Annotated in this window: 19 protein-coding genes and 2 tRNA genes; 11 read left to right on the top strand and 10 right to left on the bottom strand. The window is 43.7% G+C overall.

Annotation, left to right across the window (positions count from 1 at the left end; genetic code table 11):
- The first annotated feature begins 55 nt into the window (after nucleotides 1–55).
- Together SFC25_RS11060 and SFC25_RS11055 are read left to right on the top strand one after the other, a co-directional pair.
- Nucleotides 56–130, top strand: a tRNA-Asn gene (locus tag SFC25_RS11060).
- Between the two features lie 2 nt (nucleotides 131–132).
- Nucleotides 133–205 (top strand) — tRNA-Thr (locus SFC25_RS11055).
- 101 nt (nucleotides 206–306) lie between these two features.
- On the opposite strand, the gene SFC25_RS11050 is transcribed toward SFC25_RS11055, so the two are convergent.
- On the bottom strand, nucleotides 307–1,038 hold the full coding sequence (locus tag SFC25_RS11050) for an SDR family oxidoreductase (RefSeq protein ID WP_411215312.1): 732 nt from the start codon (nucleotides 1,036–1,038) through the stop codon (nucleotides 307–309).
- A 54-nt stretch (nucleotides 1,039–1,092) separates the two neighbouring features.
- A complete protein-coding gene (locus SFC25_RS11045; RefSeq protein ID WP_411215311.1) occupies nucleotides 1,093–1,341 on the bottom strand; it encodes an Atu4866 domain-containing protein in 249 nt (82 codons plus the stop codon).
- Between the two features lie 129 nt (nucleotides 1,342–1,470).
- Here SFC25_RS11045 and SFC25_RS11040 point away from each other — a divergent pair, with 129 nt between their 5' ends.
- Nucleotides 1,471–2,382, top strand: a complete 912-nt coding sequence (locus SFC25_RS11040) for an AraC family transcriptional regulator (protein ID WP_411215310.1) — start codon at nucleotides 1,471–1,473, stop codon at nucleotides 2,380–2,382.
- A gap of 46 nt (nucleotides 2,383–2,428) precedes the next feature.
- Here SFC25_RS11040 and SFC25_RS11035 read toward each other — a convergent pair whose 3' ends face one another.
- The 3 genes from SFC25_RS11035 to SFC25_RS11025 are packed head-to-tail and all read right to left on the bottom strand — an operon-like array spanning nucleotide 2,429 to nucleotide 5,741.
- Nucleotides 2,429–4,066 (bottom strand): FAD-dependent oxidoreductase, encoded by a 1,638-nt coding sequence (locus SFC25_RS11035; RefSeq protein ID WP_411215309.1) that lies wholly within the window; start codon nucleotides 4,064–4,066, stop codon nucleotides 2,429–2,431.
- Between the two features lie 12 nt (nucleotides 4,067–4,078).
- Nucleotides 4,079–5,377, bottom strand: coding sequence for an arsenic transporter (locus tag SFC25_RS11030; protein WP_411215308.1), 1,299 nt, complete (start codon nucleotides 5,375–5,377; stop codon nucleotides 4,079–4,081).
- Between the two features lie 19 nt (nucleotides 5,378–5,396).
- Nucleotides 5,397–5,741 (bottom strand): ArsR/SmtB family transcription factor, encoded by a 345-nt coding sequence (locus SFC25_RS11025; protein WP_411215307.1) that lies wholly within the window; start codon nucleotides 5,739–5,741, stop codon nucleotides 5,397–5,399.
- 117 nt (nucleotides 5,742–5,858) lie between these two features.
- Between SFC25_RS11025 and SFC25_RS11020 the strand changes: the two genes are divergently transcribed.
- The gene (locus SFC25_RS11020) at nucleotides 5,859–6,071 is read left to right on the top strand and encodes a hypothetical protein (RefSeq protein WP_411215306.1); all 213 of its coding nucleotides are present in this window, start codon (nucleotides 5,859–5,861) and stop codon (nucleotides 6,069–6,071) included.
- Here SFC25_RS11020 and SFC25_RS11015 read toward each other — a convergent pair.
- The gene (locus SFC25_RS11015; protein WP_411215305.1) at nucleotides 6,066–7,262 is read right to left on the bottom strand and encodes a cation:proton antiporter; all 1,197 of its coding nucleotides are present in this window, start codon (nucleotides 7,260–7,262) and stop codon (nucleotides 6,066–6,068) included. The genes SFC25_RS11020 and SFC25_RS11015 overlap by 6 nt on opposite strands.
- Nucleotides 7,263–7,430: 168 nt before the next feature.
- Between SFC25_RS11015 and SFC25_RS11010 the strand changes: the two genes are divergently transcribed.
- Nucleotides 7,431–8,147 (top strand): YebC/PmpR family DNA-binding transcriptional regulator, encoded by a 717-nt coding sequence (locus tag SFC25_RS11010; RefSeq protein WP_411215304.1) that lies wholly within the window; start codon nucleotides 7,431–7,433, stop codon nucleotides 8,145–8,147.
- 41 nt (nucleotides 8,148–8,188) lie between these two features.
- Here the strand turns inward: SFC25_RS11010 and SFC25_RS11005 are convergent, their stop codons facing one another.
- From SFC25_RS11005 to SFC25_RS10990, 4 genes are all read right to left on the bottom strand, one after another.
- Entirely contained in the window at nucleotides 8,189–9,634 is a 1,446-nt protein-coding gene (locus tag SFC25_RS11005; RefSeq protein WP_411215303.1) for an SLC13 family permease, read from the bottom strand.
- Complete coding sequence (locus SFC25_RS11000; RefSeq protein WP_411215330.1) at nucleotides 9,603–10,817, bottom strand: glycerate kinase family protein; 1,215 nt, start codon at nucleotides 10,815–10,817, stop codon at nucleotides 9,603–9,605. Before SFC25_RS11000 ends, SFC25_RS11005 begins: the two co-directional genes overlap by 32 nt.
- Nucleotides 10,818–11,127: 310 nt before the next feature.
- Complete coding sequence (locus tag SFC25_RS10995) at nucleotides 11,128–11,874, bottom strand: SDR family NAD(P)-dependent oxidoreductase (RefSeq protein ID WP_411215302.1); 747 nt, start codon at nucleotides 11,872–11,874, stop codon at nucleotides 11,128–11,130.
- A 269-nt stretch (nucleotides 11,875–12,143) separates the two neighbouring features.
- Complete coding sequence (locus tag SFC25_RS10990; protein WP_411215301.1) at nucleotides 12,144–13,808, bottom strand: sigma-54-dependent Fis family transcriptional regulator; 1,665 nt, start codon at nucleotides 13,806–13,808, stop codon at nucleotides 12,144–12,146.
- A gap of 229 nt (nucleotides 13,809–14,037) precedes the next feature.
- On the opposite strand from SFC25_RS10990, the gene dapA reads away from it, so the two are divergent.
- The 6 genes from dapA to SFC25_RS10960 all read left to right on the top strand — a co-directional run bounded on the left by dapA (nucleotide 14,038) and on the right by SFC25_RS10960 (nucleotide 24,860).
- Nucleotides 14,038–14,925 carry a 4-hydroxy-tetrahydrodipicolinate synthase gene (gene dapA / locus SFC25_RS10985; RefSeq protein ID WP_411215300.1) on the top strand — a complete coding sequence of 296 codons (888 nt, stop codon included), beginning with the start codon at nucleotides 14,038–14,040 and terminating at the stop codon, nucleotides 14,923–14,925.
- A gap of 18 nt (nucleotides 14,926–14,943) precedes the next feature.
- Nucleotides 14,944–16,110: an iron-containing alcohol dehydrogenase gene (locus SFC25_RS10980; RefSeq protein WP_411215299.1), complete on the top strand. Its 1,167-nt coding sequence runs from the start codon at nucleotides 14,944–14,946 to the stop codon at nucleotides 16,108–16,110.
- Nucleotides 16,111–16,124: 14 nt separating this feature from the next.
- Nucleotides 16,125–17,417 (top strand): four-carbon acid sugar kinase family protein, encoded by a 1,293-nt coding sequence (locus SFC25_RS10975; protein WP_411215298.1) that lies wholly within the window; start codon nucleotides 16,125–16,127, stop codon nucleotides 17,415–17,417.
- Nucleotides 17,395–18,387, top strand: a complete 993-nt coding sequence (gene pdxA / locus SFC25_RS10970; protein ID WP_411215297.1) for a 4-hydroxythreonine-4-phosphate dehydrogenase PdxA — start codon at nucleotides 17,395–17,397, stop codon at nucleotides 18,385–18,387. The genes SFC25_RS10975 and pdxA overlap by 23 nt, the downstream gene beginning before the upstream one ends.
- A gap of 245 nt (nucleotides 18,388–18,632) precedes the next feature.
- Complete coding sequence (locus SFC25_RS10965) at nucleotides 18,633–19,994, top strand: Nramp family divalent metal transporter (protein ID WP_411215296.1); 1,362 nt, start codon at nucleotides 18,633–18,635, stop codon at nucleotides 19,992–19,994.
- A gap of 543 nt (nucleotides 19,995–20,537) precedes the next feature.
- The gene (locus SFC25_RS10960) at nucleotides 20,538–24,860 is read left to right on the top strand and encodes a S8 family serine peptidase (RefSeq protein ID WP_411215295.1); all 4,323 of its coding nucleotides are present in this window, start codon (nucleotides 20,538–20,540) and stop codon (nucleotides 24,858–24,860) included.
- Nucleotides 24,861–25,130 lie beyond the last annotated feature (270 nt).

The raw sequence follows: 25,130 nt of genomic DNA, 5'->3' as shown, positions 1-25,130 counted from the left end.
CGTGAGAGTAGGACACTGCCAGGCAGTTCTTTTTTGTATACATAATTAATATTGTTCCACAGTAGCTCAGTGGTAGAGCTATCGGCTGTTAACCGATCGGTCGCAGGTTCGAATCCTGCCTGTGGAGCCATTGCTTCCTTAGCTCAGTCGGTAGAGCACCACCATGGTAAGGTGGGGGTCAGCGGTTCAAGTCCGCTAGGAAGCTTAGAAAAAAAGTATTAGAGTAATTAAACTCTAATACTTTTTTTGATTCTATAGATATTTGACTAGGGAGCCTTATCATACTAGAAAAGGCTTTTTTGCAATCTAAGATGATATAGACGGTCTGACAATCAATTCACTTACATCGATTCCTGCGGGCTGTGAAATAGCATAAAGAATGGCTTGCGCAATAGCAGAAGCAGGAAGAGCTTGTCGGCGATACTCGATCATAGCTTCACTCGCTTCTTTATCTGTAATATGTTCTGCCAATTCCGATTCAGTTACACCCGGTGAAATCAGAGTTGCACGAATATTGTTCTTTGCTTCCTGTCGCAGTCCGTCCGTGATTGCCCGAACTGCATATTTCGTTGCACAATAAACTGCTGCTGTTGGGGTTACTTCGTATGCGCCTATAGAAGCTATATTAATAATATGTCCGCTATCCTGTTCTTTCATTAGAGGTAATGCAGCCCCAATACCATGGAGGACACCTTTAATATTTACATCAATCATACGATTCCATTCATCGATTTTCAGAGCTTCCAATTTAGAGAGTGGCATTACACCAGCGTTATTTACAACAACATCAATTTTTCCGTATAACTTTGTGATTTCTCTTACTGTATCCTGCATTTGTTTAAAGTCCGTGACATCCAACTGCTTATAATCGGCTGTATATCCATTTTGACGCAGCGCGGAGACAATTGTTTCTAACTTAGCTGTTCTTCGGGCTGCTGCAATAACAATAGCACCACTTTCTGCTAATAATTCTACAGTTGCTGCCCCGATACCGCTGCTTCCTCCGGTGACAAGAACAACTTTATTCTTTATACTCAAGCTTGTATCTTCCTTTCAGATGTAATTTTGATAGGATAATCCTTGCGAACCACATTATCCTTGGTCACGATATAGAATCATCCCTGCGTGATACAGGATTCCATTACGGAAATCTCCATCAGCTGTGAAACCAGTATCATCTTGATAATCAATGTGATCACCTGTTATCTGATAAGCCCCTGTATAGGCACCTTCGATATTGCCACGAGCTTCAACATAACGTCCTTCGGGCAGCAGTTCATGCCTGATATACCGATCCTTGGTGACCCAGAGTCCAGCATAAGAATGAGCAGTATTCTTCAAACAATATCAACTCCTTTTTCTGATCTACTATTAGTATCAAGGAAAGTGAACGTGGAGCGGTAGCCGGCATCTCTTTAATTCTTGCCCTATTCTCCAATACAATGAGCTCTTTCAAAGGAGGATTATCCCATGTCGACAAAAGAGAATTTGCAATTGAGAGAAGGCGAGCTGACAAAGCTGGTCTCAACACTAGCAACCAAGGATGGTACAAATCCTACACTTATCTCTGGTTTAGAATTTATTCGATCTGCAAAGCCGCTGGATCCTGTACATACAATGCATGAACCTGCGTTGTGTATTGTTCTGCAAGGAAAAAAGCTGGTAACTGTTAATGGAGAAGACTTTTTTTACGGGAAGGGTGATTACTTAGTTGTAGCAGTTGATCTGCCGGTTATCGGAGAAATTTTAGAAGCAAGTGAAACGGAACCATATTTATGTCTTCGATTGAATTTTAATTTCATGCAGATTGCGGAGGTCTCTAGAGAGTATAAGCAGGAACCTATCAATAAAGATATTTCTGGGAGAGGCATATTTATAGAGCAGACAAATGAAGTTATTATCGAGGCATTAATCAGGCTCGTGAAACTGCTGCATACTCCTCAAGATACGGAGATACTCGCACCACTCATTATAAAAGAAATCTTATACCGTATCATGCAGGGAAAGTATGGTGACAGAGTAAAAAACCTCGCTGCAAAAGGGAGTAAGTTATCTGAAGTAGCTGCTGCTCTTGATTATTTAAAGAAGTATTATTCCCGTGAAATAAAAGCAGAGGATTTGGCTAAACAGGTGAACCTTAGTCCGTCTGCTTTATACCACCATTTTAAACAGATCACAACCATGACTCCTATTCAGTACCAAAGAGCATTACGGCTTCAAGAAGCAAGGCGGTTAATCATTGGAGAAGATATGAGAGCTGCTGATGCAGCATTTAAAGTCGGTTATGAAAGTCCTTCTTATTTCAATAGGGAATACAGAAAGATGTTTGGCAACCCACCAGGAAGAGATCGAAAAGAAAATCTTAAAGTATATAATGCGTAGTTCTGACAAAGCAAAAAGCCGCATACAGGTGTATGCGGCTTTTTGCTCATGTTCTGTACTTCTGATAATTCTTATTCCCGCCAGAAAGGTTGTACACTTCTTCAAATCCCATGTTCCGCAATATATTTTGTGCAGCATTACCTGTGACACCACTGTTGCAGTAGCAAAGGGTTGGCTTTTTCGGATCAAGTTCTTTTGCCTTCTCCCGCAGCTCTGTCAAAGGGATGCTAATTGCTTCTGGTACATGTGATGTTTCGTACTGGTTCTTAGCGCGTGTATCAATGATTTGAAAGGGCTCACCCTGACTTAGCCGGTGCTGCAGCTCTTTTGGAGTAAGCAGCTTATTGTACTTCTTAATGGCGTTATCGAGTGCCATGCCAGTGTACATGACAGGATCCTTCGTTGTACTGAATGGCGGGGCATAGGCAAGATCCAGGTGGAAAAGATCTTCTGCTTTGGCTCCGAAGGTCATGGCTGTGACAAAGACGTCGATACGTTTGTCCACGCCTTCTTCTCCAACCGCCTGGACGCCGAGCAGTCGGCCGGTTTCTCGGTCTGCAATTGCTTTTATGGTAATTTCCTTGCCTCCAAGATACGCAGCGCGAGCAGGCTTGATATTATGCAGCGTCTCGATGTCATATCCATAAGCAAGAGCTTCTTGTTCATTCATACCGGTTTGCCCGACTGCTAGTTCGAATACACGCACAATGCCGGTACCCAGAATCCCTCGGTGAGCAGTAGTGCCTCCGGTAATCACATCACCTGCTATTCGTCCCATCTTATTAGCGGTGGAACCGAGCGGGCGGTACAGGGGTTTGCCTGTAATGACAGAGAAACTTTCTGCCACATCACCGACTGCATAAACATCAGACAAATTGGTTTGCATTTTTTCGTTTACTGCAATTGCACCAGTTTCTCCAATTTTGACGCCAATCTTTTCAGCTAAAGCTGTATTTGGTTTAACCCCTGCAGCCAGGAAGACTATATCAGCTGCGATTGTTTCTCCGCTGGTGCTGATAACGTCTGTATCGGTAATACGGTGTGCTTCTTGTCCGAGCAGCAATTTTATACCGTGTGCTTCCAATGTATCTGCCACGCGGTCAGCTATATCTTTATCCAAATGCTTCATTACCTGATTGCTGCGCTGGAGTATGGTAACTTCAATTCCCAGATGAGTGAGCTGTTCAGCCATTTCCAATCCAATATAACCAGCACCTATGATGGCAGCAGTTTTCGGCTTGCGGGATTCGATGAACTGATCTATTGCACCAGCATGCTGGATGGTACGAACGTGAAAGACATGTTCCAGCTCTGTACCTTCTACCTCCGGTGTTATCGGACTGGCGCCAGTGGCAAAGACGAGGACATCGTACGTATCTGTCATTGTTTCTTCTGTATTTAAATTCTTAATCGTCAAGGTTTTAGCTTCCTGATTTATATCCAATACTTCATGTCTTGTTTGAATGGAAACATTGTATCTTTTTTTGAACCAAGCTGGGTCACGTGGGTTAAGTGTGTCTAAATCCTCGACTTCATCGCCGACGAAATAAGGGATACCGCAGACGCTATAGGATATATCATGATCTCTGTCATAAATGCGGATATCCGCGTCTTCGTTGTTTCGGCGTGCTTTTGCTGCAACGGAAGTGCCGGCTGCAACAGATCCTATAATACGGATTTTCATAGTATCTCTCCTTTAATGGATGATGGCTAACCAAATATAAAGTCCTGTTAGTGTGATGAGCAGAGTTGGTATAGTTAATATGATGCCCGTTTTAAAATAAGCTCCCCATGATATTCTGACACCTTTCTGGGACAGGACATGGAGCCATAGCAGCGTTGCCAGTGAGCCGATCGGGGTGATTTTCGGACCGAGATCTGAACCAACCACATTAGCATATATAAGGGCTTCCCGTACAGCACCAGACGTGGATGTTTGGGATATGGCAATTGCATCAATCATGACTGTCGGCATATTATTCATGACTGAAGATAGAATGGCTGCAATAAAGCCCATGCCAATCGTTCCAATGAACATACCTTGATCTGCCACGTATTGAATTGCATCCGCGAGTAAATCCGTCAGGCCAGCATTTCGCAATCCGTAAACAACGACATACATACCGATAGAGAAAAATACAATATTCCAAGGCGCACCTTTCACAACTTTTTTCGTTTCAACTGCGGGACTGCGGCGCGCAATCAGCAGGAAGAAGAGTGCAATTGCCCCGGCTACAAAGGAGACTGGAATATGGAGGAACTCACAGATCAAATAGCCAAACACTAATAAAGCAAGTACGTACCAAGATAGTTTGAACATTTTCCGGTCTTTGATAGCCGAGGACGGCTGTTTCACATAACTTATTTCATAGCTTTTCGGTATACGCTTTCTAAAGAATACATAAAGTACAAGGATGCTTGCACCGAGTGAGATCAAGTTCGGGATGATCATACGCGAAGCATATTCCAGGAACGTGATGTTAAAGAAATCAGCTGATACAATGTTCACCAGGTTACTTACGATCAGCGGCAATGATGTTGTATCGGCTATGAATCCACTTGCAATGATGAAAGGGAATACAAGTGTTTCGTCAAAACGAAGTGCTCGTACCATCGCCAGCACGATCGGTGTCAGGATCAAGGCTGCACCATCATTTGCGAAAAAGGCGGATACGACAGCTCCTAACAGGCAGACGTAAACGAACATCTTCACGCCGTTTCCTTTTGCAGCAGCAGCCATATGTAAAGCGGCCCATTCGAAGAAACCGATGCTATCTAATATTAGCGAGATCAAAATGATTGCCACAAATGCTAAGGTTGCGTTCCATACGATGGCAGTCACTTCCCATACATCCGTAAAATCGACGACACCTGCCAATAGAGCAAGAACTGCACCGCCGCAGGCCGTCCAGCCGATATTGAGATTCTTAGGCTGCCAAATGATAAGGATAAGTGTGATAAGAAAGATGATGCAGGCTAAAACTGTTGTCAACATGTGTATAAAAACTCCCTATTTAACAAGTGATTGCTTGTGCTTTGGTTCGCAGCTTAACGAGCTGCTCGTCATTCTCATCCAGCTGATCGAGAATTTGCTCAACCAAAGCGCGCTGCTCACAAGTCTCGTTAAAACGATAGTAGCGCCATTGTCCGCGCCTTTCTTCATAAACAAGACCTGCTTTTTTATATTTACGCAAGTGCTGGCTGATTGCCGGCTGGCTGACATCGAACATGCTTACCAGTTCACAGACACAGTACTCCTTTTCGGTCAGTAATTTCATTAGCAGCAGACGTGTTGGATCATGAAGGATCTTTAATGTGTCTGTAAGCTTTTCAGTTGATAAAGCAGCTGTTTCCGTCATCTAATTCCTCCTTCATGAAACTAGTATATAAGCAAATTATTATATAAGGCAATCATTATATGTTTATAATAAATAAACAAGCAGTGTGACTATGCTATTGGAAGGAGAGAGGAGCCTGTGATTTTAAACAAAGGCGGAAAGTTAAGTCCTGTATACTTTTTATCTTATTTAGAGCTTGTTTCAAGCTTCAGGCAATGTAGTGCTGCAGAAGCGTATGACATTGTCTTTGAAAGGCTGTTCGACCGGGATAAAGCCAAACTTGGTTCAGCTAGCTTTCAAGCATTCGAAACTGCATATGATCAATTCCACAAAAAACCGGAATCCTTATGAGGATCCCGGCTTTTTCAAAATAAGGGACAGGGGATAAATAATAATAGTCTGCAAGATAAGGGATAACAGCACAGCACCAAAAGAAAGCGATAGTATATAGTGGTCAGCTGATAGCTCTGCTTGCAATGTCAAGAGAAGCACTATGCTCATCGATCCTCTCACACCTGCGAATGTCAGTATGAAAGTACCCTTCCAATTTAGATGTCTCCTCCATTTCTTCCTTATCAGTGAAATAAAAGCGATAGCTAAGAATCGTACGATTATCGAAACCACAAATATGAACAAGAATAATCCAAAATGTTTCCATTGAATATACTGCATAGATACAATACCAAGGACAATGAATACCAAGGAGAGTATGGTCGGTTCGATAATACTCCAGAATCCTTCCTGACTATGCCTGTAATAATCCTCATCGTCAGACTTCTGCAATTCATAGGAAAACATGATACCGGAAGTTACGGTAGCCAATACACCGGATACACCGATAAGCTCAGCCAAATAAAAGCTCCCATAGGCGATGATGATGCTGATCATTACTTGGTAGGTACGGTGCTTTAAGAAGTAGATATTTTTTGATAATATCCAGCCGAATAAAAATCCTATAAGTACACCTCCGATAGAAACAAATAGAAACTCCTTTACTAGATGAAGCAGAGAGAATGACTCGCCTGACGTATACATATTGGATACAATGGTGAAAATGACGACACTTGTCCCATCGTTAATCATGGATTCGCCTTCCAGAATCGATGTATACTCTTTGTTCACATTAGAGTCTTCTAACACGGATTCGACGGAAACTGGATCAGTAGGTGTAAGGATAGAGGCAATTAACAACGCCCCAATGAACGAGAGGGATAGGAATAGGTAGCCAATGCTCCAAACAGCAAGTCCAAGTAATAATGCTGTCGCCAACAGACCAATTGTACTCAGTAATCCGAACAGTATCCCATACCGCTTCAATGCTTGGTAGGAAAATCGATAGGCAGAAATGAATAACAACGCAGGCAGGAATCCTTTGTATATCAAATCCCTGCTAATGATGACCTCTGAAAAATACGGTATGAATGACAAGATGACGCCAGTCACTATCAATAAGATAGGGACAGGTAACTGTTTCTGTCTTTTGTCCAAAGCGTAGAAGATATAACCGATTGCGAGAAAAATTATTAAATGTTCTGGTGTCATGAACAGCCGCCTTTCTTTAGGTTTCCATATTACATAACCTAAATTTTTACCGGCTAATCTTCTAAGCGAGCGGCACCAGTTTTAGTACTCGGAATTTTACGGTATAATAGTAATAGCAATCATTATTCACACACAGTTTTAAAATAGATTGAAAGAGAGTGTTCATTAATGGGACGTAAATGGAACAATATCAAAGAGAAGAAAGCTTCGAAGGATGCCAATACTAGCCGGATCTACGCGAAGTTCGGCCGCGAAATCTATGTAGTTGCCAAACAAGGCGAGCCGGATCCAGAAGCTAACCAGGCATTGAAATTCGTATTGGAGCGTGCAAAAACGTATAACGTACCAAAAGCGATCATCGAGCGCGCTATCGAGAAAGCTAAGGGCGGCGGCGAAGAGAACTACGACGAGATGCGCTACGAAGGCTTTGGTCCTAATGGCTCTATGATTATTGTTGATGCATTGACTAACAATGTAAACCGTACAGCACCTGAGGTTCGTGCTGCTTTTGGTAAAAATGGCGGTAACATGGGTGTCAGCGGCTCTGTAGCTTATATGTTTGATGCGACAGCAGTAATCGGTGTCGAAGGCAAATCTTCTGATGAGGTATTGGAAATTCTAATGGAAGCTGACGTCGATGCACGTGACATCATCGAAGAAGACGATGCGGTCATCGTTTATGCAGAGCCGGATCAGTTCCATGTTGTTCAGGAAGCTCTTAAGCAAGCGGGAATCGAAGAATTTTCAGTGGCTGAGCTTTCTATGCTGGCACAGAATGACATCGCACTTGATGCTGAAGCGCAAGACCAGTTTGAGAAGCTGATTGATGCGCTTGAGGATCTGGAGGATGTGCAGCAAGTTTATCATAATGTTGATTTAGGTTAAAAAAGCAGTGCCCCCGTGGCACTGCTTTTTTTCATCTCATCTTATAGAGATAATCCCGTCAATTTCCAATAAGTAAAATAGAATAATAGGATAACAAGTACATAAACCGGCATGAGCACAAGACTTATCTTAAGTAACTTTTTAGCGTCGTATGTGCTATCACCTTCTTCATAATAGAGAAGCAGCGCCTTTGAGCTGACAGGGAATGTCACGCAGTAATTCATACCTATTAAACTTAAAAACACGATAGTATCAAGTTCTACATCGATGGACTGTCCAAAAAGGATTAAACTTGGTATAAACACGATGGCTCGTGTTGTGTGCGACGTGATATATAAATGACTGGTAACGGTTACGATGGAAAGCAGCAGAACAATCGTCCATTCTGAAGCTCCTGCAAATAAAAGCAAGTTATCCATCACTTCTTCTTCCATCCAGCCGACAACGCCCGTATCCACTAAAACTTTCCCAAGAGCTGTGGCGGCTGCCACAAATAAAAGCAGGTTCCATGAAATGGCCTTTATACCTTGTTTCCAGCTGATTACGCCATAGCGTGGCATCATAAGCAGCAATGCACCAATCATAGTGACAAATGCGATATCATACCCATGAATATTCTCAGTAACCCATCCAATGATCAAACCAACGAGTATGATAATTGTCTTTTTCTCTCTTTTTGTTATAGATGTATCTTTTTGCTCATTTTTAATAGAAAGCAGGTTGCCGCTCTCTGACGTTATGTGCTTCGGCCATAAAGTTAATTTTACGATATACATTGTTAGGAAAGTAATAACGATTGTAAAGGGCACACCCCATATCAGCCATTGGATGAATGATATCGATTGGTTCGTTGTACTTTCTAGTAATCCAATACCAATCAAATGGGAACCAGCACCTATTAAAGTTGCTGAGGTAGTCATTAAAATAATGACTGGAGCTAAAATAGCTAAAAATTCTTTTTGCTTACTTGAAAAGTGAGTACCAAGTTGCTTGATGATTGGCATGGATAGCGCAGCTCTTCCTGAAGTGGAAGGGATAAACAGCGCCGTTAATCCTAGTGCAAGAGTAAAAGCCCGTATCAAGGAAAGCTTCGATTTAGCTCGATGGATGATAGCATGGCTGAACCTTTCAGCAAGTCCTGATTCTTTAATGCTCTCGCCAATCACAAATGCACCAAGCATCAGCCACACAACTTCTTCACTGAATGATTGATAAAGCAGCTGAGGTTCGCCTGCATTCATAAATATGATAAAAGCGATAAGCGAAACAGCAACATAACCAGCGGGAATCTTTGTCGTGATCCAAAGTGTCATTGCGGATAAGAAAGCAAAAAGCGATACTTTTGCGGCATAATCCATATCTGTCAAAATGACAAATAAGAGGATAAACGCATGGGCAATACCTATAAAACGTGCATTGCCAGGGATTTTTTCAGTCCGTTTTGCGAGGTGCTTTTTACTTCTTCTGTAACGGTTCAGTTGTTCCATTAGGTTGGATCCTTTCTTTCGAGGTCCTTTGGTCTGCTAATGTCACACCTATTGTGATTTGGCGCAAGATGCATTCCACACTCTCTTTGATCCATCGGGGTGCTTTGGATATAGCTTTCTCTAAGGTGACAGGGTATTGGATGATACTGACGTATGCATCGATACCTGCTTTGTAATTGTTTTCGGCTCCGCGTCCAATTGTGCCCGTAATGGCTATGACAGGTATATTGTATTTTTTTGCAATCCTTGCTACCTCACAAGGAATTTTTCCATCAGGTGTCTGGAAATCAATACTGCCTTCACCGGTTATAACGAGGTCTGCATCTGCTATTTTTTCTTCAATCTGAATGTAGTTTTTAATCAAGTCAAATCGGGGGTGCAGCCTTGCGCCTGTAAATGCAAGAAGTCCTGCTCCAAGCCCCCCTGATGCACCGCTTCCTGGGGCATGGCGAACGACCATACCTGTAGATTCCTCAATGAGTGTAGCGTAATGATCAAGTGAAGCTGACAGGGCATCAACTTGCTTGGCTGTTGCTCCTTTTTGTGGTCCAAAAACTCTTGCCACGCCACGGTCACCGCATAATATATTCTTCCAGTTGCAAGCAACATCAATAGAAACGTCATTCAGTCTGTCGGGTAGGGAAGACGTATCTATTGATATCGCTTTCATTAGATCCGTGACAGATTTTATAGCAATACGATGCTGCTTTTCATCCAGGAATACAGCACCAAGAGCTTCGGCCATACCTGCGCCGCCGTCAGATGTACCAGAATCACCGCAGCCAATAATTATCTTATTGACCTGTTTGTCTAAAGCATCAAGGATTAACTCGCCTACGCCATATGTGGTTGTTTGCAGCGGATTCCTCAAGTCTTTTGGTACTAGCTTCAAGCCAGCAACAGCGGCCATTTCTATCACAGCTGTGCGTGTTTCTCCCTCTTGAAAAATACCATAATGGCTATCGATCTTTTTCCATACAGGTCCAGTGACAGTCTTATGGATCAACTCGCCGTCTTTGATTTTGACAATAGCTTTTGCAAAGCCTTCTCCGCCATCTATCATAGGAAGTATCTCAGTCTGGATAAAGGGTTCGAATGTTTTTGCACCTGCTCCCATTGCAACAGCTACTTCCTCTGCATCAAGACATTCTTTAAAACCTGAGGGAATCATAATAACCTTCATCATCTTTTTCCTCCAATGTATTTTTAATACTGCTATCATAGCTTTCAAAAAGGTGTAATCACTGTGAAGTACGTTAAGGTTAGATTAGAGATTGATGAATATTCAGAGAAAACGTTGGATGTGTTTAGGAAGAGGGAGAAAAGAAGCAGGCATTTGAAGGATTCCAATCAAAAAGAGCAGAAATTCTCATAACGAAATTCCTGCTCTTTACTTATTTCTTCATTAGCATATATCGTGTTTATTACAAGAATAGTTTCGTACATCATTTAGGTCCAGGCCAGGGCTGGAAAGCTGAGTGTTCATGAAACAGTTATCGCATAAGTGTGCCGCCATTCACATGAATAGACTGTCCTGTAATAAAGGATGCTTGTTCCGAAGCTAAGAAAAGAGTCATTTCCGCAACATCAGATACATTTCCTAATCTTTTTAATGGAATGCCATTCATGACTTTTTCTCTGTATGCAGCATCCCACTGCTCTGTCATATCGGTTTCAATTGGACCGGGACAGACAGCATTCACCCGTATGTTATGACCAGACATCTCATTGGCCAGGTGCATGGTCAGATAATTAAGTGCTGCCTTGGAGGCACCATAGGCAGGAGTAGCGTTCTTATGTGGTGTGTTTGCTGTTGTAGAGCTGATATTTATAATCACACCTTCCTTGTTTTTTACCATAAAAGGCAATATGGACTGGCTGATTAAGAAAGCACTGGTCAAATTCGTTCTAATAACATCCTCCCAATCGTCCAGAGTCGTTTGGAGAGTAGGGGTTCGTTTGTTCATACCTGCATTATTGACTAAGACATCAACCTTTTGAAGCCTCGAGTTAATCATTTCCTTGATTTGATCTGCTGTCTCCGGGCTGCTAGCATCACCAGATACAATAAAACATGTGCCGCCGTCTTTTTGAATGGCATGCTGAAGGGATGCCAATCGTTCGCTGTTTCGACCGTTGACAATGAGTGAGGCTCCGTGTCGAGCAAAAGTTAGGGCAATTTCTCTTCCAATTCCTTTTGTAGCACCAGTAACTAAGACAACTTTGTTATGAAATGACAAAATAATCCCTCCGATGTATGTAGTAAGAAAACAAATAGTGTTTAAAAGAGAAACAATTAGTGATTTAAATCCCTAGTGAAACCATGATTGTATGGTATATTTGTTGCTAAAGTAAACAAAAATGTATAAGTTTATTGTAAGCGCTTAATTGAAAGGTTGCAATCGGATAATGAAGATTGTGTTATGAATGTGGAGGAAGTAGAGTTTGATTGAGTAAAATATAAAAAATACACTGATCTTATCCTCAAGAAGAGGATAAGATCAGTGTATTACTGGATTTCTTTTAATTTACGCCATAGGGTAGTACGGTTAATCCCTAATCTTTCGGCTGTTTTAGAGTTATTCTTCTTTTCTTCCAGCCATACTGCTTGGATGATTTGCGTTTCAATATCGGCTAATGTTCCAGTAATGTCGATCACTGTTTTACTTTGATCCTGAAGTTCGTCGATTATGTCTGCAATAGTATAATCTTGGATATAGGCTGTCTCTTCTTTTCGAACAGCTTTGTTGATGATTCTGCTTAGCTCGATAATATTTGATTCCAATGGATTTGATTCAAGAAGCTGTATCGCATCCTCACTGATGCCTGCGATTTGCACGCCATATTCACTATTAAAACTTGAAATAAATAAGCGAATCAGATTTGGAATATCTTCTTTGCGCTCCCGCAGCGGCGGAAGGTGAAGCGTCTTGAATTTGGTTGGAATCCGATCGGATGTCTTATTGTTCATGGCAAGGATAATACGAAATGGAACTCTCCCCTTTAGCTGCTTTTCTATCCATTCCTTTGTTGTTTCCTCTATTTTATCTGCATTCACTATATAAAGTGTACCGCCATCCTCCAGTACTATTGCCAGATAGGGAAGTAATACGCTTGGGAATGCTGCTCCGTCTATCCGAAGAAAAGCAGCAGTATCGCTAGTATGAATATATCTAGCCAAGCTTTCTTTTCCTGTCCCATTTTCACCAATTATGACAATAGGAGTAGGTTGTTCACGTAATGCTTCAGCTTGTTCGATAGCCAGCTGCACTTCTTTATGGTTAGAGCTTAAATAAACAGAAGCATTGGGATCTGCCACTAACGAAATGGACGGCAGCGATTCAGAAGGTGCTTCCTGTTCGAGTAATTCAATGACTGCTTGCTGTGGGCTCAATTGGTGCGCATGTAATCGGTAGAATCTGTTTCTGTATACAACTTCAACTAGAATCTGTTCAAATTGAAAGATTGCTGCAGCTACCCTTCTCATGAAAGACAATGGAAGCGGTAGGGGCGGAGTTGAGACAGTACGAAGCTGTAAATTACTATCAGCTAATATTATATGCTGCTGTAAATCTTGGAGGATATGTTCATACGTATCTCTCTCTTTCTTTATCTTTTCCACTGTACGGTATGTTTCTTCTGCCTGGCGGAAGGCACTTAACACACTTTCTTTACCAGAAGTCAATAAAAGACCGTGCATGCCTATTTTTTCTGCTAATTGGACTGTGATTACATCCCCGATAACGAAGGTATAATTATCTTCTTTTAATAATCGCAGCTGATTTTCAATATGATGCTCATCATCTATGGCATAAATATCAAGATTTACATCGATAAGCTGACTGACACTCGATACTGCATTTGCTATAGCCGGGAATCCCACGAAGGCAACTCTGTTATCTGTATCTTTAATCAGCGTGATAATACGAAGCAGATCAAAACCAGACACCTCTATATTTATAACCGGGATTGTAACATGTTGTTTAATCCGTTCCGCAGTACCGCCTCGGCTAATGATGATATCAGTACCTTGCTTCTCAGCTTCTATTGCAATTTTTACCCCTTGCTGCAAATCACCTTGCATTATTTCAATGTTGCCAAGTTCTTTTTGGTTGGCAACGTCTTGAATTAACTCTCCTAAGCCAGCATAAGGAGCAATGGCTGTAATCTTCATTTCTTTCACCTCAAGTGTAATTAAACGCCTTACTTGTACGTTACCACATTCATTGAGAATCTAAAAACCTTTTCTAACCCATTATAGCCTTTAGTTAAGTAAATTCGTTTCATTATTAAACGAATTTACTTTATATCTTCATTTTATAGCACCTGATTTTTTATTAGGTTGATTTATGAAACAGTTTGAGGTATGCTTTATGAAAGCGCGTACAATGGAGGGGAAGAAAATGAATCTGACAGGAATTTGGCCAGCGATGGTCACACCTTTTACAGAAGATCAACGTATCAACGAAGATGCTATACAAAAATTAACGAATTATCTTATAGAAGCTGGCGTTCATGGATTGTTTGCCTTAGGAACAAATGGAGAATTTCATATGCTTGACCGAGATGAGAAGCTTGCAGTTGCAAAGGAGATCATCCAAACAGCTAATGGAAGAGTACCGGTAATGGTTGGAACAGGAGGTAACTCTACAAAGAAAGTAATTGACCTATCCCGAGATATGGAAGCATTGGGTGCTGATGCGCTTTCCATCATCACACCTTACTTTGTCGCTCCGGACCAAACGGATCTTGCGGTTCACTACGAAACGATTGCCAGTGCAGTTACTATCCCTGTCATGCTATACAATATCCCATCGAAAACAGGGATGTCGATAGAAGCCGAGACGGTTGCCAGACTTGCAAAGCACCCGAACATTCTTGGTATCAAAGACAGCAGTGGAAAATTCGATAACATCAAAGCTTATATAGAAGCTACTAAAAATGAAGAGTTTGCAGTGTTTGCTGGAACAGATTCGCTAATCCTTCAAACATTGCGTGCCGGAGGGCAAGGAGCTGTTGCGGCTACTGCAAATGTTCTGCCGGATAAAGTGTTAGCTATTTATGAAGGGTTCCAGAATAACGACGAACAGCAAGCGGAAGAAGCACAGTCCAGTTTGCAGCCTTTACGGGAGACTTTCGTGCTTGGGGCTATTCCAAGCTCCCTAAAGAAAGCAGTGGAGTTAGCCGGAATTCCGGTAGGACCGCCGCGACTTCCAGTCACCGAAGCAAAAGGAGAAGTACTGCAAAAGATTGAGAACATGATGCAAGGATACAGCCTACACACTCGTTAACAAAAAGGGGAGAGCAAATTGACTATTTATAAGTTCCAAACAGCGGATCATATTGTTGCAGGTCGTGAAGTAGTAGAAAACATCAGTGAACATTTATCTTTACTAAATCTGCCGATTAAGCGTGCGCTACTAATCACACAGCCGGCTTTGGTTGCGGCAGGTGCTGCGGATAAGGTAGAGAAGGCATTGGGAACCGTGGGTATAACTGTGGATATTACAACTGATGTAGAACCAGAACCTACACTTGAAAATATCGAAAGAGTTTTTTCAGAAACTGTCGGCGTAAAAGATTATGATGTACTGATCGGGCTTGGCGGAGGAAGCATTCTAGATACAACAAAACTGCTATCCGTTTTGAGAACAAATGATACTGCCTTGGAGAATCTACTTGGAACTGATCTGGTGGAAAAGGCAGGGTTACCAACTATTTTAATTCCGACTACTTCAGGAACCGGAGCGGAAGTGACGCCGAATGCCATTGTCACGTTACCTGAACAAGAGCTGAAGATCGGTGTTGTAAGCAGATATTTGCTTCCGAATCTAGTATTGCTTGATCCAACATTGACAACAGGACTGCCAAAGCCAATCACAGCTGCAACAGGGATGGATGCATTCACGCATGCGCTGGAATCTTATATTTCCAATAAGGCTAATCCGATAAGTGATATGTTTGCACTGGAATCCATTCGGCTGATTACAGCTAATATTGTTACTGCCTACCAGAATGGTACTGACTTGGATGCCAGAGAGAAAATGCTCATCGGCTCCATGTATGGCGGTATGGCATTAACAGCAGCGGGTACGGCGGCAGTTCATGCAATGGCTTATCCATTGGGAGGCAAATATAAGATTGCACACGGTGTGGCAAACTCCATGCTGCTTCCGCATGTGACGCAGTTCAATATGGATGCTATGGTAGATCGTTTAGCATCTGTTGCGGAGCCTATGGGCATTGATACAAAAAATCTGTCCAGTGAAGAAGCAGCCCAAGCGGTAGTAGATAAAATTAAGGAACTGACTACTGTTTTGGAAATACCCCAGGATTTAGGTGAATACGGCGTGGAAGAAGAGAGCATTGAATCAATGGCAGCTGCTGCTTTGGAAGTGAAGCGATTGATGGACAATAATCCAAAGGTGTTGGATAAAGAGGATGTAAAGTCTATTTATCGCAAGCTGTTAGTCTGAGAGCGGTAAGAGCGATGAAAAAGATAGCGATTATTGCGGACGACCTGACAGGTGCAAGTGATTGCGGTGCCATGCTGCTTCCATATGCTGTGGAAGTAGATGTTCTTTTGGATGGGAAGATGAAAGAGATAGACAGCAACCAAGCGGTCGTAATCAATACGGACAGTCGTTCCCTTCCAGCATCAGCAGCTTACAGCAAGCTTGCGGAAGCTGCTGAAGGGGTTGCATTGACAGCGCCGGATATTATATATAAAAAAATAGATTCCACGATGAGAGGGAATGTAGGTCAGGAGCTGGATGCACTTTATGATGTACTGAAGCCGGACGTTATCCTTTTGGCTCCTGGCCTTCCGTCACAAGGAAGGGTAGTGAAAGATGGCATCCATTACCTGCATGGTATCCCTCTGGCGGAAACGGAAGCTGCCAAGGATCCAAAAACACCAGTAAAACATTCCGATATACAGCAGTTGATTTCTTCTCAAAGCAAGCATCAGGTCCACCATCTAACTGTAGAACAGATAAGATCTGACTATGAACAGAGAGTTGAACAGTTGTTAACAGCTGTTTCAGCGGGAGCTAAGATCATTACATCTGATTCAGAGGATGATGACGATTTGCGTTTGCTTAGTGAAGCTGCTGTAGCTGCCGAACTGAATGTCATCTATGCAGGGTCATCAGGATTGATGGAATATCTTCCAACAGCACATGGCTTGGAGCAGAAAGTGATTTCTCCATCTCTCGATCTGGTGGAGGAAACTGTGTTATTGGTAGTAGGCAGTGTAAGTCCAGTTGGGCGCAAGCAGCTAAACTGGTTAATAGAATCAGATCATGACGTTCAATTCTTGGAAGTCGATCCGGTTATGCTGCTTCAAGACAAAATTGCAGATACCAATGAATGGAAGATAGTAATGGAAGAGGCGCAAAACGCGCATATGTCAGGAAAACATATTGTGCTGTTTTCTTCTTCCGAGAAGCCAGTCGCAGCCAATGAGGAAGAAGCTATTCGAAATAGCGATAAGATTGCGCAGAACTTAGGAGCAGTGGCTGCGGCAATGGTTAATGAGATGAAAATCTCGAGACTATTCCTTACTGGCGGTGATACAGCTATTAGGGTTATGGAAGCACTTCAAGCAGATTCGTTTCATATCCTGGGCCAAGTTGAGGCTGGGGTTCCAATTGGAAAGCTTAATGGAACTGAGATAATCGCTGTCACGAAAGCCGGAAGTTTTGGATCACAGGAAGTAATGGGGAACGCATTGGAATTGCTTAAAGGAGTAGATAAAGTTGAAGCCAACTATCGGAATTAGCATGGGTGACGCTGCTGGTATCGGTCCGGAAATCATCGTGAAAGCTTTACAGTACAAAGAGGTTTATGAGCTAGGAAATCCCTTTGTAATAGGAGATCTCAGCATGTTAAGGAGAGCAGCAGAAGTCGTTGGTTCACCTCTGGAATTTCATACTGTTGAAACTGTTGATGCATGCCGATTTGAGCATGGAGTGATCGATGTGATGGATCTGCGGCTGCTTCCGGAGGATCTGGAGCAGGGAGTTGTCTCCAAGGAAGCTGGAAATGCAGCATTCCACTATTTAAGCAAGGCGATTGAGCTTGGCAAGGAAGGGCAGTTAGCAGCCATCTGTACTGCTCCTTTAAATAAAGAGGCCCTTCATTTGGGCGGGCATAAATATCCTGGTCATACAGAGATTCTTGCAGAGCTTACCGGAACCAAGGATTATTCAATGATGCTTTCCTCACCTAAACTTCGCGTCATTCACTTAACAACGCATATTGGTTTGTTGGATGCGATATCCGCCATTAACCCAGAGCGGACATACACTGTCATTAAATTGGCGTATGAGACGCTGACAAAAGCCGGATACGATAACCCGCGTATCGCGGTGTGCGGTATCAACCCGCATGCAGGGGAAAACGGTTTGTTTGGAAATGGGGAGGAAGAGGAGAAACTGACACCTGCCATTGTAAAAGCGCAGCAGGAAGGAATCGATGTCAGCGGTCCGCACCCGGCAGATACGCTATTCTTCCGTGCGGTCAGAGGAGACTTTGATATCGTAGTTGCCTGTTATCACGACCAAGGGCACGTTCCGATTAAGGTGCTTGGATTAGAAGAAGGGGTTAACATAACGGTTGGTTTAAAAGGCGGATTGGTGAGAACTTCAGTAGATCATGGAACAGCATTTGATATAGCTGGAAAGAATATTGCGGATGAACGCAGCATGCTGGCAGCTTTGAAAGCAGCTGCTGATTTAGCACCGAAATAAGTTGCAAGCTAGTGGATGGTTTTTTGAAGGAGATAGGCTAGGGGATTACCAAGTGTGCAAATCCTAGTCTACGCTCTTTTTTAGGATGCTCGATTCGGAGTGGGTTAAAACGTCGAGTATGCAGCCGTTTCTTTTGATTGCCTTGTGTAGTGGTATAGTTTCAGAACAAGCATATATTGCGATACACCTTAGACGTTTGATAGCTTGTCATTTTATGTAAGCGTTATCATAAGGGGGTTAAGTCAATGAATAAAAGCTTGAAGAATAGTGCAGCTGAAGCACCTGTAAAGGAAAGGAACGAAGCACCATCTGCCCTGCCTAAATCATTTATGGAGTATATGCGAAGTATTGGGCCAGGGCTAGTACTGGCGATGACTTTCCTTGGAACGGGAGATTTGGTCAGTTCTACAGTTTCGGGTGCAAACTATGGTTACGCACTCCTGTGGACATTGGTTGTGGCATTAGCTGCCCGTTATTTCATGGTTTCAGCTGTAGCAAAGTATAAATTGCAGAACCGTCATGGAGATACCTCTATTCTGCAGGGGTTTCAGCGAGTTTGGCGCGGGTTTCCTTTACTTCTGGGTGTTGCAATCTTGTTTCTTGGAATAGTCATCCAGATGAGCTTTCTTCGTGCATGTGCTGTTGCGCTTTATAATTTGTTTGGGGGATTCGGCGGCGAGACTTGGGGTGTCTTCCTCTTTAGTTTAGTGGTTGTTGGCCTTACATTCTTATTATTGATTAATCCAAACCAATACAAGCTTTTGGAGATGCTTGCTCGTTTTGCTTCTGTAGCAATCATTGCATCGTTCGTTTTTGCCCTCTTCCGAATCGGGTCGTTCGACGTAGTAGGATTCCTTAAGGGACTGACATTCGATATGCCGCCAAATCAAGGGCCATTCAACGCCATATTCATTGCAGTTGCTACTATAGGAGCGATTGGAGGATCAGCTGTAAATCTGCTGTATCCTTATTTCATGGAGGATAAAGGCTGGGATAAACCGAAATACCGGAAGATACAGCAATTGGACTTAATAATAGGTATGCTGCCGCTATTAGTGATCAATGTACTTTTCTGGGTAGTAGCTGCTGAGGTATTCTATGGAACTGGTATCCCAGTCAGTAATGAAAATGATTTGGCGCTTATGATGGAATTGGCTATTGGTCCTGCTGGTCCGACAATGCTATGGATCTGCCTGTTCCTAGCTGCTTTCACAAGTTTTCCAGCGCAAGCTCGGGGATTTACGATGCTGATGCTTAATGGTTTCCATTTATCTGCAAAAAAGAAGTATAAGAAAACAGATGAAGATCCGAAATTCCGCTATCTATCCATTGGTCTATTCCTTCTGCTTCCGATTCTTATATCGATCCCTGGAGCGCCGGACTTGGTACTGCTGAATGTATTCGGCACGAGTGTCATCACTGCTTTGATCCTGCCGCCGATAGTTGTTGGATTGGTATTAATGACAAGCAGCAAGAAATATATGATGGATGGTTACAGGAATAGATGGTGGGAGACAGGAATCCTAGTAATCATTGCAGTTATCGGAATTTGGTCGACCGTAGAAATTATCCGTAATTTTGTCGATCAGATAAATAAATTCATATAAAAAGAGAATCCGGTCTTTCCCGGATTCTCTTTTTATATGTCATAAGTCTTGAAGAAGCTAAAATGGAGGAGGTGAAAAGTCCTTTTACTAATGAAATCGTTGATAGAGAAGGAAAAATGATAAAAAGGATATTTATATGTATATATTTCCCATATTCATTGGATTTAAGTACTCAGTTGAAGGTTAGAGCTATAATAGCTGAGTATAAAAGATCATAGTTTCGCAGTTTCCGTATAAAAAAGTAATATAAATCTGTACGGAAGCAGCTTGATTTACATCTTTTGACCTGAGTATAAGGGCTTGATTGCAGATTTAACCAACAAGTAATTGTAAAATTGACAGAAAATTATTACTATTATCCCGCAGGAAAACTTTGTATCTATGCATATGCTCCTCTTTTCTCCCGACGCTCTTCCCGTAACCGACATAATCTCGTAATCTATCAATAACATCTGAGCGATATTACATAATCTGTCATTTATACAGGCGGAGGTGGATAAGGTTACCGGGCAGGACCAAATCAGGAAAAAGGAGAATGAGAAAATGCAGAAACGTATGGCAAAATGGCTCAGTATTCTGGCGGTCGGTGTTTTTCTCTTGTCACTGCTTTCTCCTACAGCTTCACGGGCACAGTCTTCTGAGCGAACTTCTGTAAAAGCAAGTGAGGGTGTAGCAGCGAAGGTGGATAAGGATGTTACGTCACAGTTCAAGGCGGATGAGCAAGTGACGTATTTGGTAAAGCTCAAGGAACAGGCAGATACGAAGAAGGCTGCCGAGACTGCAGTCGAGAAGGCGAAGAAGCAGTCGGCCAGCTTGTCTGCCAAGGAAGAGAAGCGTATCCAGAATTCAGCTGTTGTCAGTGATTTGCGGGTGACTGCAGATGCAACCCAAGCGAATTTGCTGGATTACTTGAAGCAGGCGAAAGACAAGGGTGCTGTAAAAGACTACGATTCTTACTATATCGTGAATGCGCTGAAAGTAACAAGCTCCAAAGAAGTGATGGAGGATTTGGCAGCTTCTGAGGAAGTGGAGAAAATCCTGCCCAACAGAGAACGTAAAATTCTCGAGCCTGCAAAGGCAGAAGAAAAGAAAGTAGCTGCTTTGGCTGAAGAAGTCGAAGCATGGGGTGTAGAAAGAGTCGGGGCGCCTGCTGTTTGGCAGGAAACTGGCTTGGATGGAACAGGTGTCGTCATTGGCGGGCTGGATACTGGTGTACAGTATGATCATCCTGCGCTGCTTGAAAAATACCGCGGCTATAATCCAGCTGATCCGGATAATGTTTCCCATGAATTCAACTGGTATGATGCAGTTGATGGGGAAGCGGTGCCGTATGATGACTTGGATCACGGTACGCATACAATCGGGACGGCTGTCGGTGCAGAACCTGATGGTTCGCAGGATATTGGGGTTGCACCAGGCGCGAAATGGATTGCGGTGAAAGCTTTCCATCCTGATACCGGACAGGGACAGACCACGGATGCCATCTTGCTTGATGCGGCTGAATGGATGCTTGCACCTAAGGATGACGAAGGCAATCCGCATCCAGAGCAAGCTCCGGACATCGTCAATAACTCCTGGGGCGGTGGGCCAGGTTTGGATGAATGGTACCGTGAAGTTGTCCAGACATGGCGCAATGCTGGCATCGTACCGGTATTCTCAGCTGGTAATGACGGAGATGGAGACGCGACAGTATCGGCACCTTCGAACTACCCAGAGTCCATCTCTGTAGCAGCAACGGATAGTCAGGATGGATTGGCCAGCTTCTCCTCCCGGGGTCCTTCTCCTTATGAAGGGGAAATAAAGCCGGATATTGCGGCTCCGGGTGTGAATGTCTATTCTGCGGTAAGCGGCAGTGATTACAGTGCGGCATTCAGCGGCACATCGATGGCTGCCCCGCATATAAGCGGTGTTATTGCCTTGCTTCTGCAAGCAGACAGCTCGCTGACAGTCGATGAGATTGAAACGATATTGTACGATACGGCTGATCGTCAAACGAGCAGCGATTATCCGGATGAAATCAATGAAGGATTCGGTCATGGTATTGTGAATGCTTATTTGGCAGTATCCACAATCGCGACTGGTGTCGGTGAGATCAATGGTAATGTGTATCAAGATGGCGAGGACGAAGAACCTGCTGTGATTACACATGAAGCAGTGCCAGAAGTGTACCAAGGTGTTGCCACGCCGCTCACGGCAGAAGTGACGGATAACATCAGCGCGGACACGGTAACGCTTCAATACAAGAAAGACGAGGGAGAATGGCAATCTGTTGAAGCGGTACTTATGGCAGGAAATGCAGCAAGCGGAACATACCAAGCAGTGCTGCCAGCCGAAGCTACAACAGGTGACGCACTTGCCTATAAGTTCGTCGTAACCGACTTTGGCGGCAATACAACCGAGACGGAGACGTTTGAAGCGGAACTGCTTGCACCGCTGACTGTTGGTTATAGCCAGGACTTCGAAGAGGAGCCGGCAGGCTGGACATCATTCGGTGATCAAAACAGCTGGGAATGGGGTGCTCCAGCAGCAGGTCCTGAAGCGGCGGCTTCTGGTGAGAATGTATACGGAACTGGTGCTTATCCGAACAATGCGGATGCCACCTTGCTCGCACCTCCGGTAGCAGTACCAGAGGATGGAGAAGCATACTTGCAGTTCCAGACATGGTTCGACTTGGAAAGCCGTTATGATTATGGACATGTGGTCGTATCGACGGACAAAGAGAACTGGGAGCAAGCAGGCTCGTATAATGGAGCCAATGGTGCTTGGTCTTCTGAACAAATCGATTTGAGTGAATATGCCGGACAAACTGTTTATGTTGGGTTCCATTTGGAGACAGACGGCAGCATCAGTAAACAAGGCTGGTATATCGATGATGTAGCCATCTCGGATTCTTCCAGCACCTCTGCCTCTATTATGAAAGGCACTAAAAAGGTGAAAGAGGATGCCAAGCAGACAAAGGATAGTGCAAAGAGCAAGAAGCAGGTAAATGCCAAGAAGCTTGCTCCAACACCTATCCAAAATGTACAAGGTCCGACACTGCCGAATGGACAAGCTGATCCTTCTGACATCAGTCCAGCAGCTTTGCCAGTTGATGCAACAGTGACAGTGCAGGAAACAGGCCGGAGCGTACAGACAGACCCAGCAGACGGAAGCTACCGCTTGCTGCAGGCTGCTGGTGATGTAACATTGGAGGCTACCGCTTACGGATTCCACTCCAGCACAGCGCCAGTTACCGTATCGGAGGGCTCTGCTGTTACACAGAATTTCACGCTGGATCCAATTGCAGAAGGAACTCTCGCGGGTACTGTGACGAATGCGCAAACTGGCGAACCGATAGCGGGTGCTAATGTGTATGTAGTCGAGGATGCGGCAATTCAGCCAGTTCAAACCGATGAAAGCGGCGCATATACGCTGACTGCTTTTGAAGGAACGTACACACTTAAAATCACGGCACCATCCTTCAAAGGAGCGGAATTCGAAGTAACAGTGCGTGCAGATGAATCAACAGAGCAAAATGTTGAGCTGGAGCCATTCATTGGATTTGCCGGAGAAATCGGCTACGATGATGGAACTGCTGAAAATGCACATGCCTATTACGACGCTGGAAATGGCTGGGCAGTGAAATTCACGCTGGCGGAAGGGCAGTCATCTGCACAGGTGACAGGCGGCTTGTTCCGTTTCTGGGATGAAAGCTTCCCAACACCAGGCGGCACGAATTTTGCGGTGGAGATCTACGATGATTCCGGAGAAGATGGAGCGCCAGGCAAGAAGCTTGCTGGACCGATTACGGGAGAAGCACTCCGAAATGGAGATTGGACGCAAATTGATTTGGCTGGAGAAGGTGTTGTAGTAGATTCTGATTTTTATATTCTATATGTCCAAACAGATCCGAACCCGAATACTCCTGCACTCGCAACAGATGAAGATGGAGAATTCTCCGGCCGAAGCTGGCAGAATGTAGGCGGAGAATGGAGTCCAGTACCAGAAGAAGACGGCAACTATATGATTCGTGCGCTTGTTGATTACGAAGCACAATCACCAGTCATCACATCACCGGCGTCTGACACTGTCACGAAAGAGGATAGTGTGACGGTGGAAGGAATAGCCGCACCTGGCGGGACAGTAGAAATCAGCAATAATGGTGAGGCTGCTGCGTCAGTTGAAGCATCAGAAGATGGGGCTTTTGCGGCGGAAGTCGAGCTTGCCGAAGGTGAAAACAGCCTTACAGCTGTGACGAAGCTGGAGAACGGCAGTACAGCTCCATCCGAAGCTGTGAAGGTCATTCGAGACAAAACGAAGCCAGAGTTAACGATTACAACTCCGGAAGATGGCAGCAAGACAAATAAGGAAACGGTGACTGTTACAGGGGCAGCATCAGATGATTATTTGAACAAGCTGACAATCAACGGGGCAAAAACAGATGTGAAAGAAGATGGGACTTTCTCCAAGCGGATTCTATTGGATGAAGGTGTCAATGAGATTACAGTAGTCGCGACTGATCAGGCAGGAAATAAAACAAAACAGGTTGTCGAGCTGGAAGCCGACTACACGGCTCCGGAGCTGGAGAACGTAAAGCCAGCTCAGGATGCAGAAGTGCAGCCTGGTGAAACAGTCGTTATTTCCTTCGAATCAGAGCCTGGACTTGAGGATGCGACCTTCTACCTGAAGGCACCGCTGACCAATTTCCGAACCACATCACAAGCAACAGAACTGCCGATGCGGGAAACAGAAGATGGTCTGTATGTAGGCTACTGGACAGCAACGTCATCTGCGAAGCTTGATGGAGCAGATGTTGTTGTGAAAGCAACAGATGCATTCGGGAATGAAACGGAAGCAACTGCGGCTGGGAAGGTATTTGTAGAATAGAGAAGAGGCTTTAAAATGCCTTAGGCTTAAAAAATGAGAGATGGGGCTTCTTCAAATCAACGGAGAAGCCCCATCTTTTATGATTGATTAGTTTTTAACATCGTGAGAATTCTTTTTATAAAAATGAATGACTCGAAAGCGAAAATACTCTTATGCTTCCGGACGAAAAGTTGAGGAATTGCTTTAAGACTGTGTGTGGATAATGAGACTGGGGTAAAGGTTATGAACATTGTGTAATCAGCAAATAGGAAACCCAAAGGAATAGTACGT

The organism is Terribacillus saccharophilus (genome assembly GCF_046592595.1).
Taxonomy (GTDB): Bacteria; Bacillota; Bacilli; order Bacillales; family Amphibacillaceae; genus Terribacillus; species Terribacillus saccharophilus_C.
Note: the sequence above shows the minus strand (reverse complement) of the source record. Positions and strands in the feature narration are given on the sequence as shown.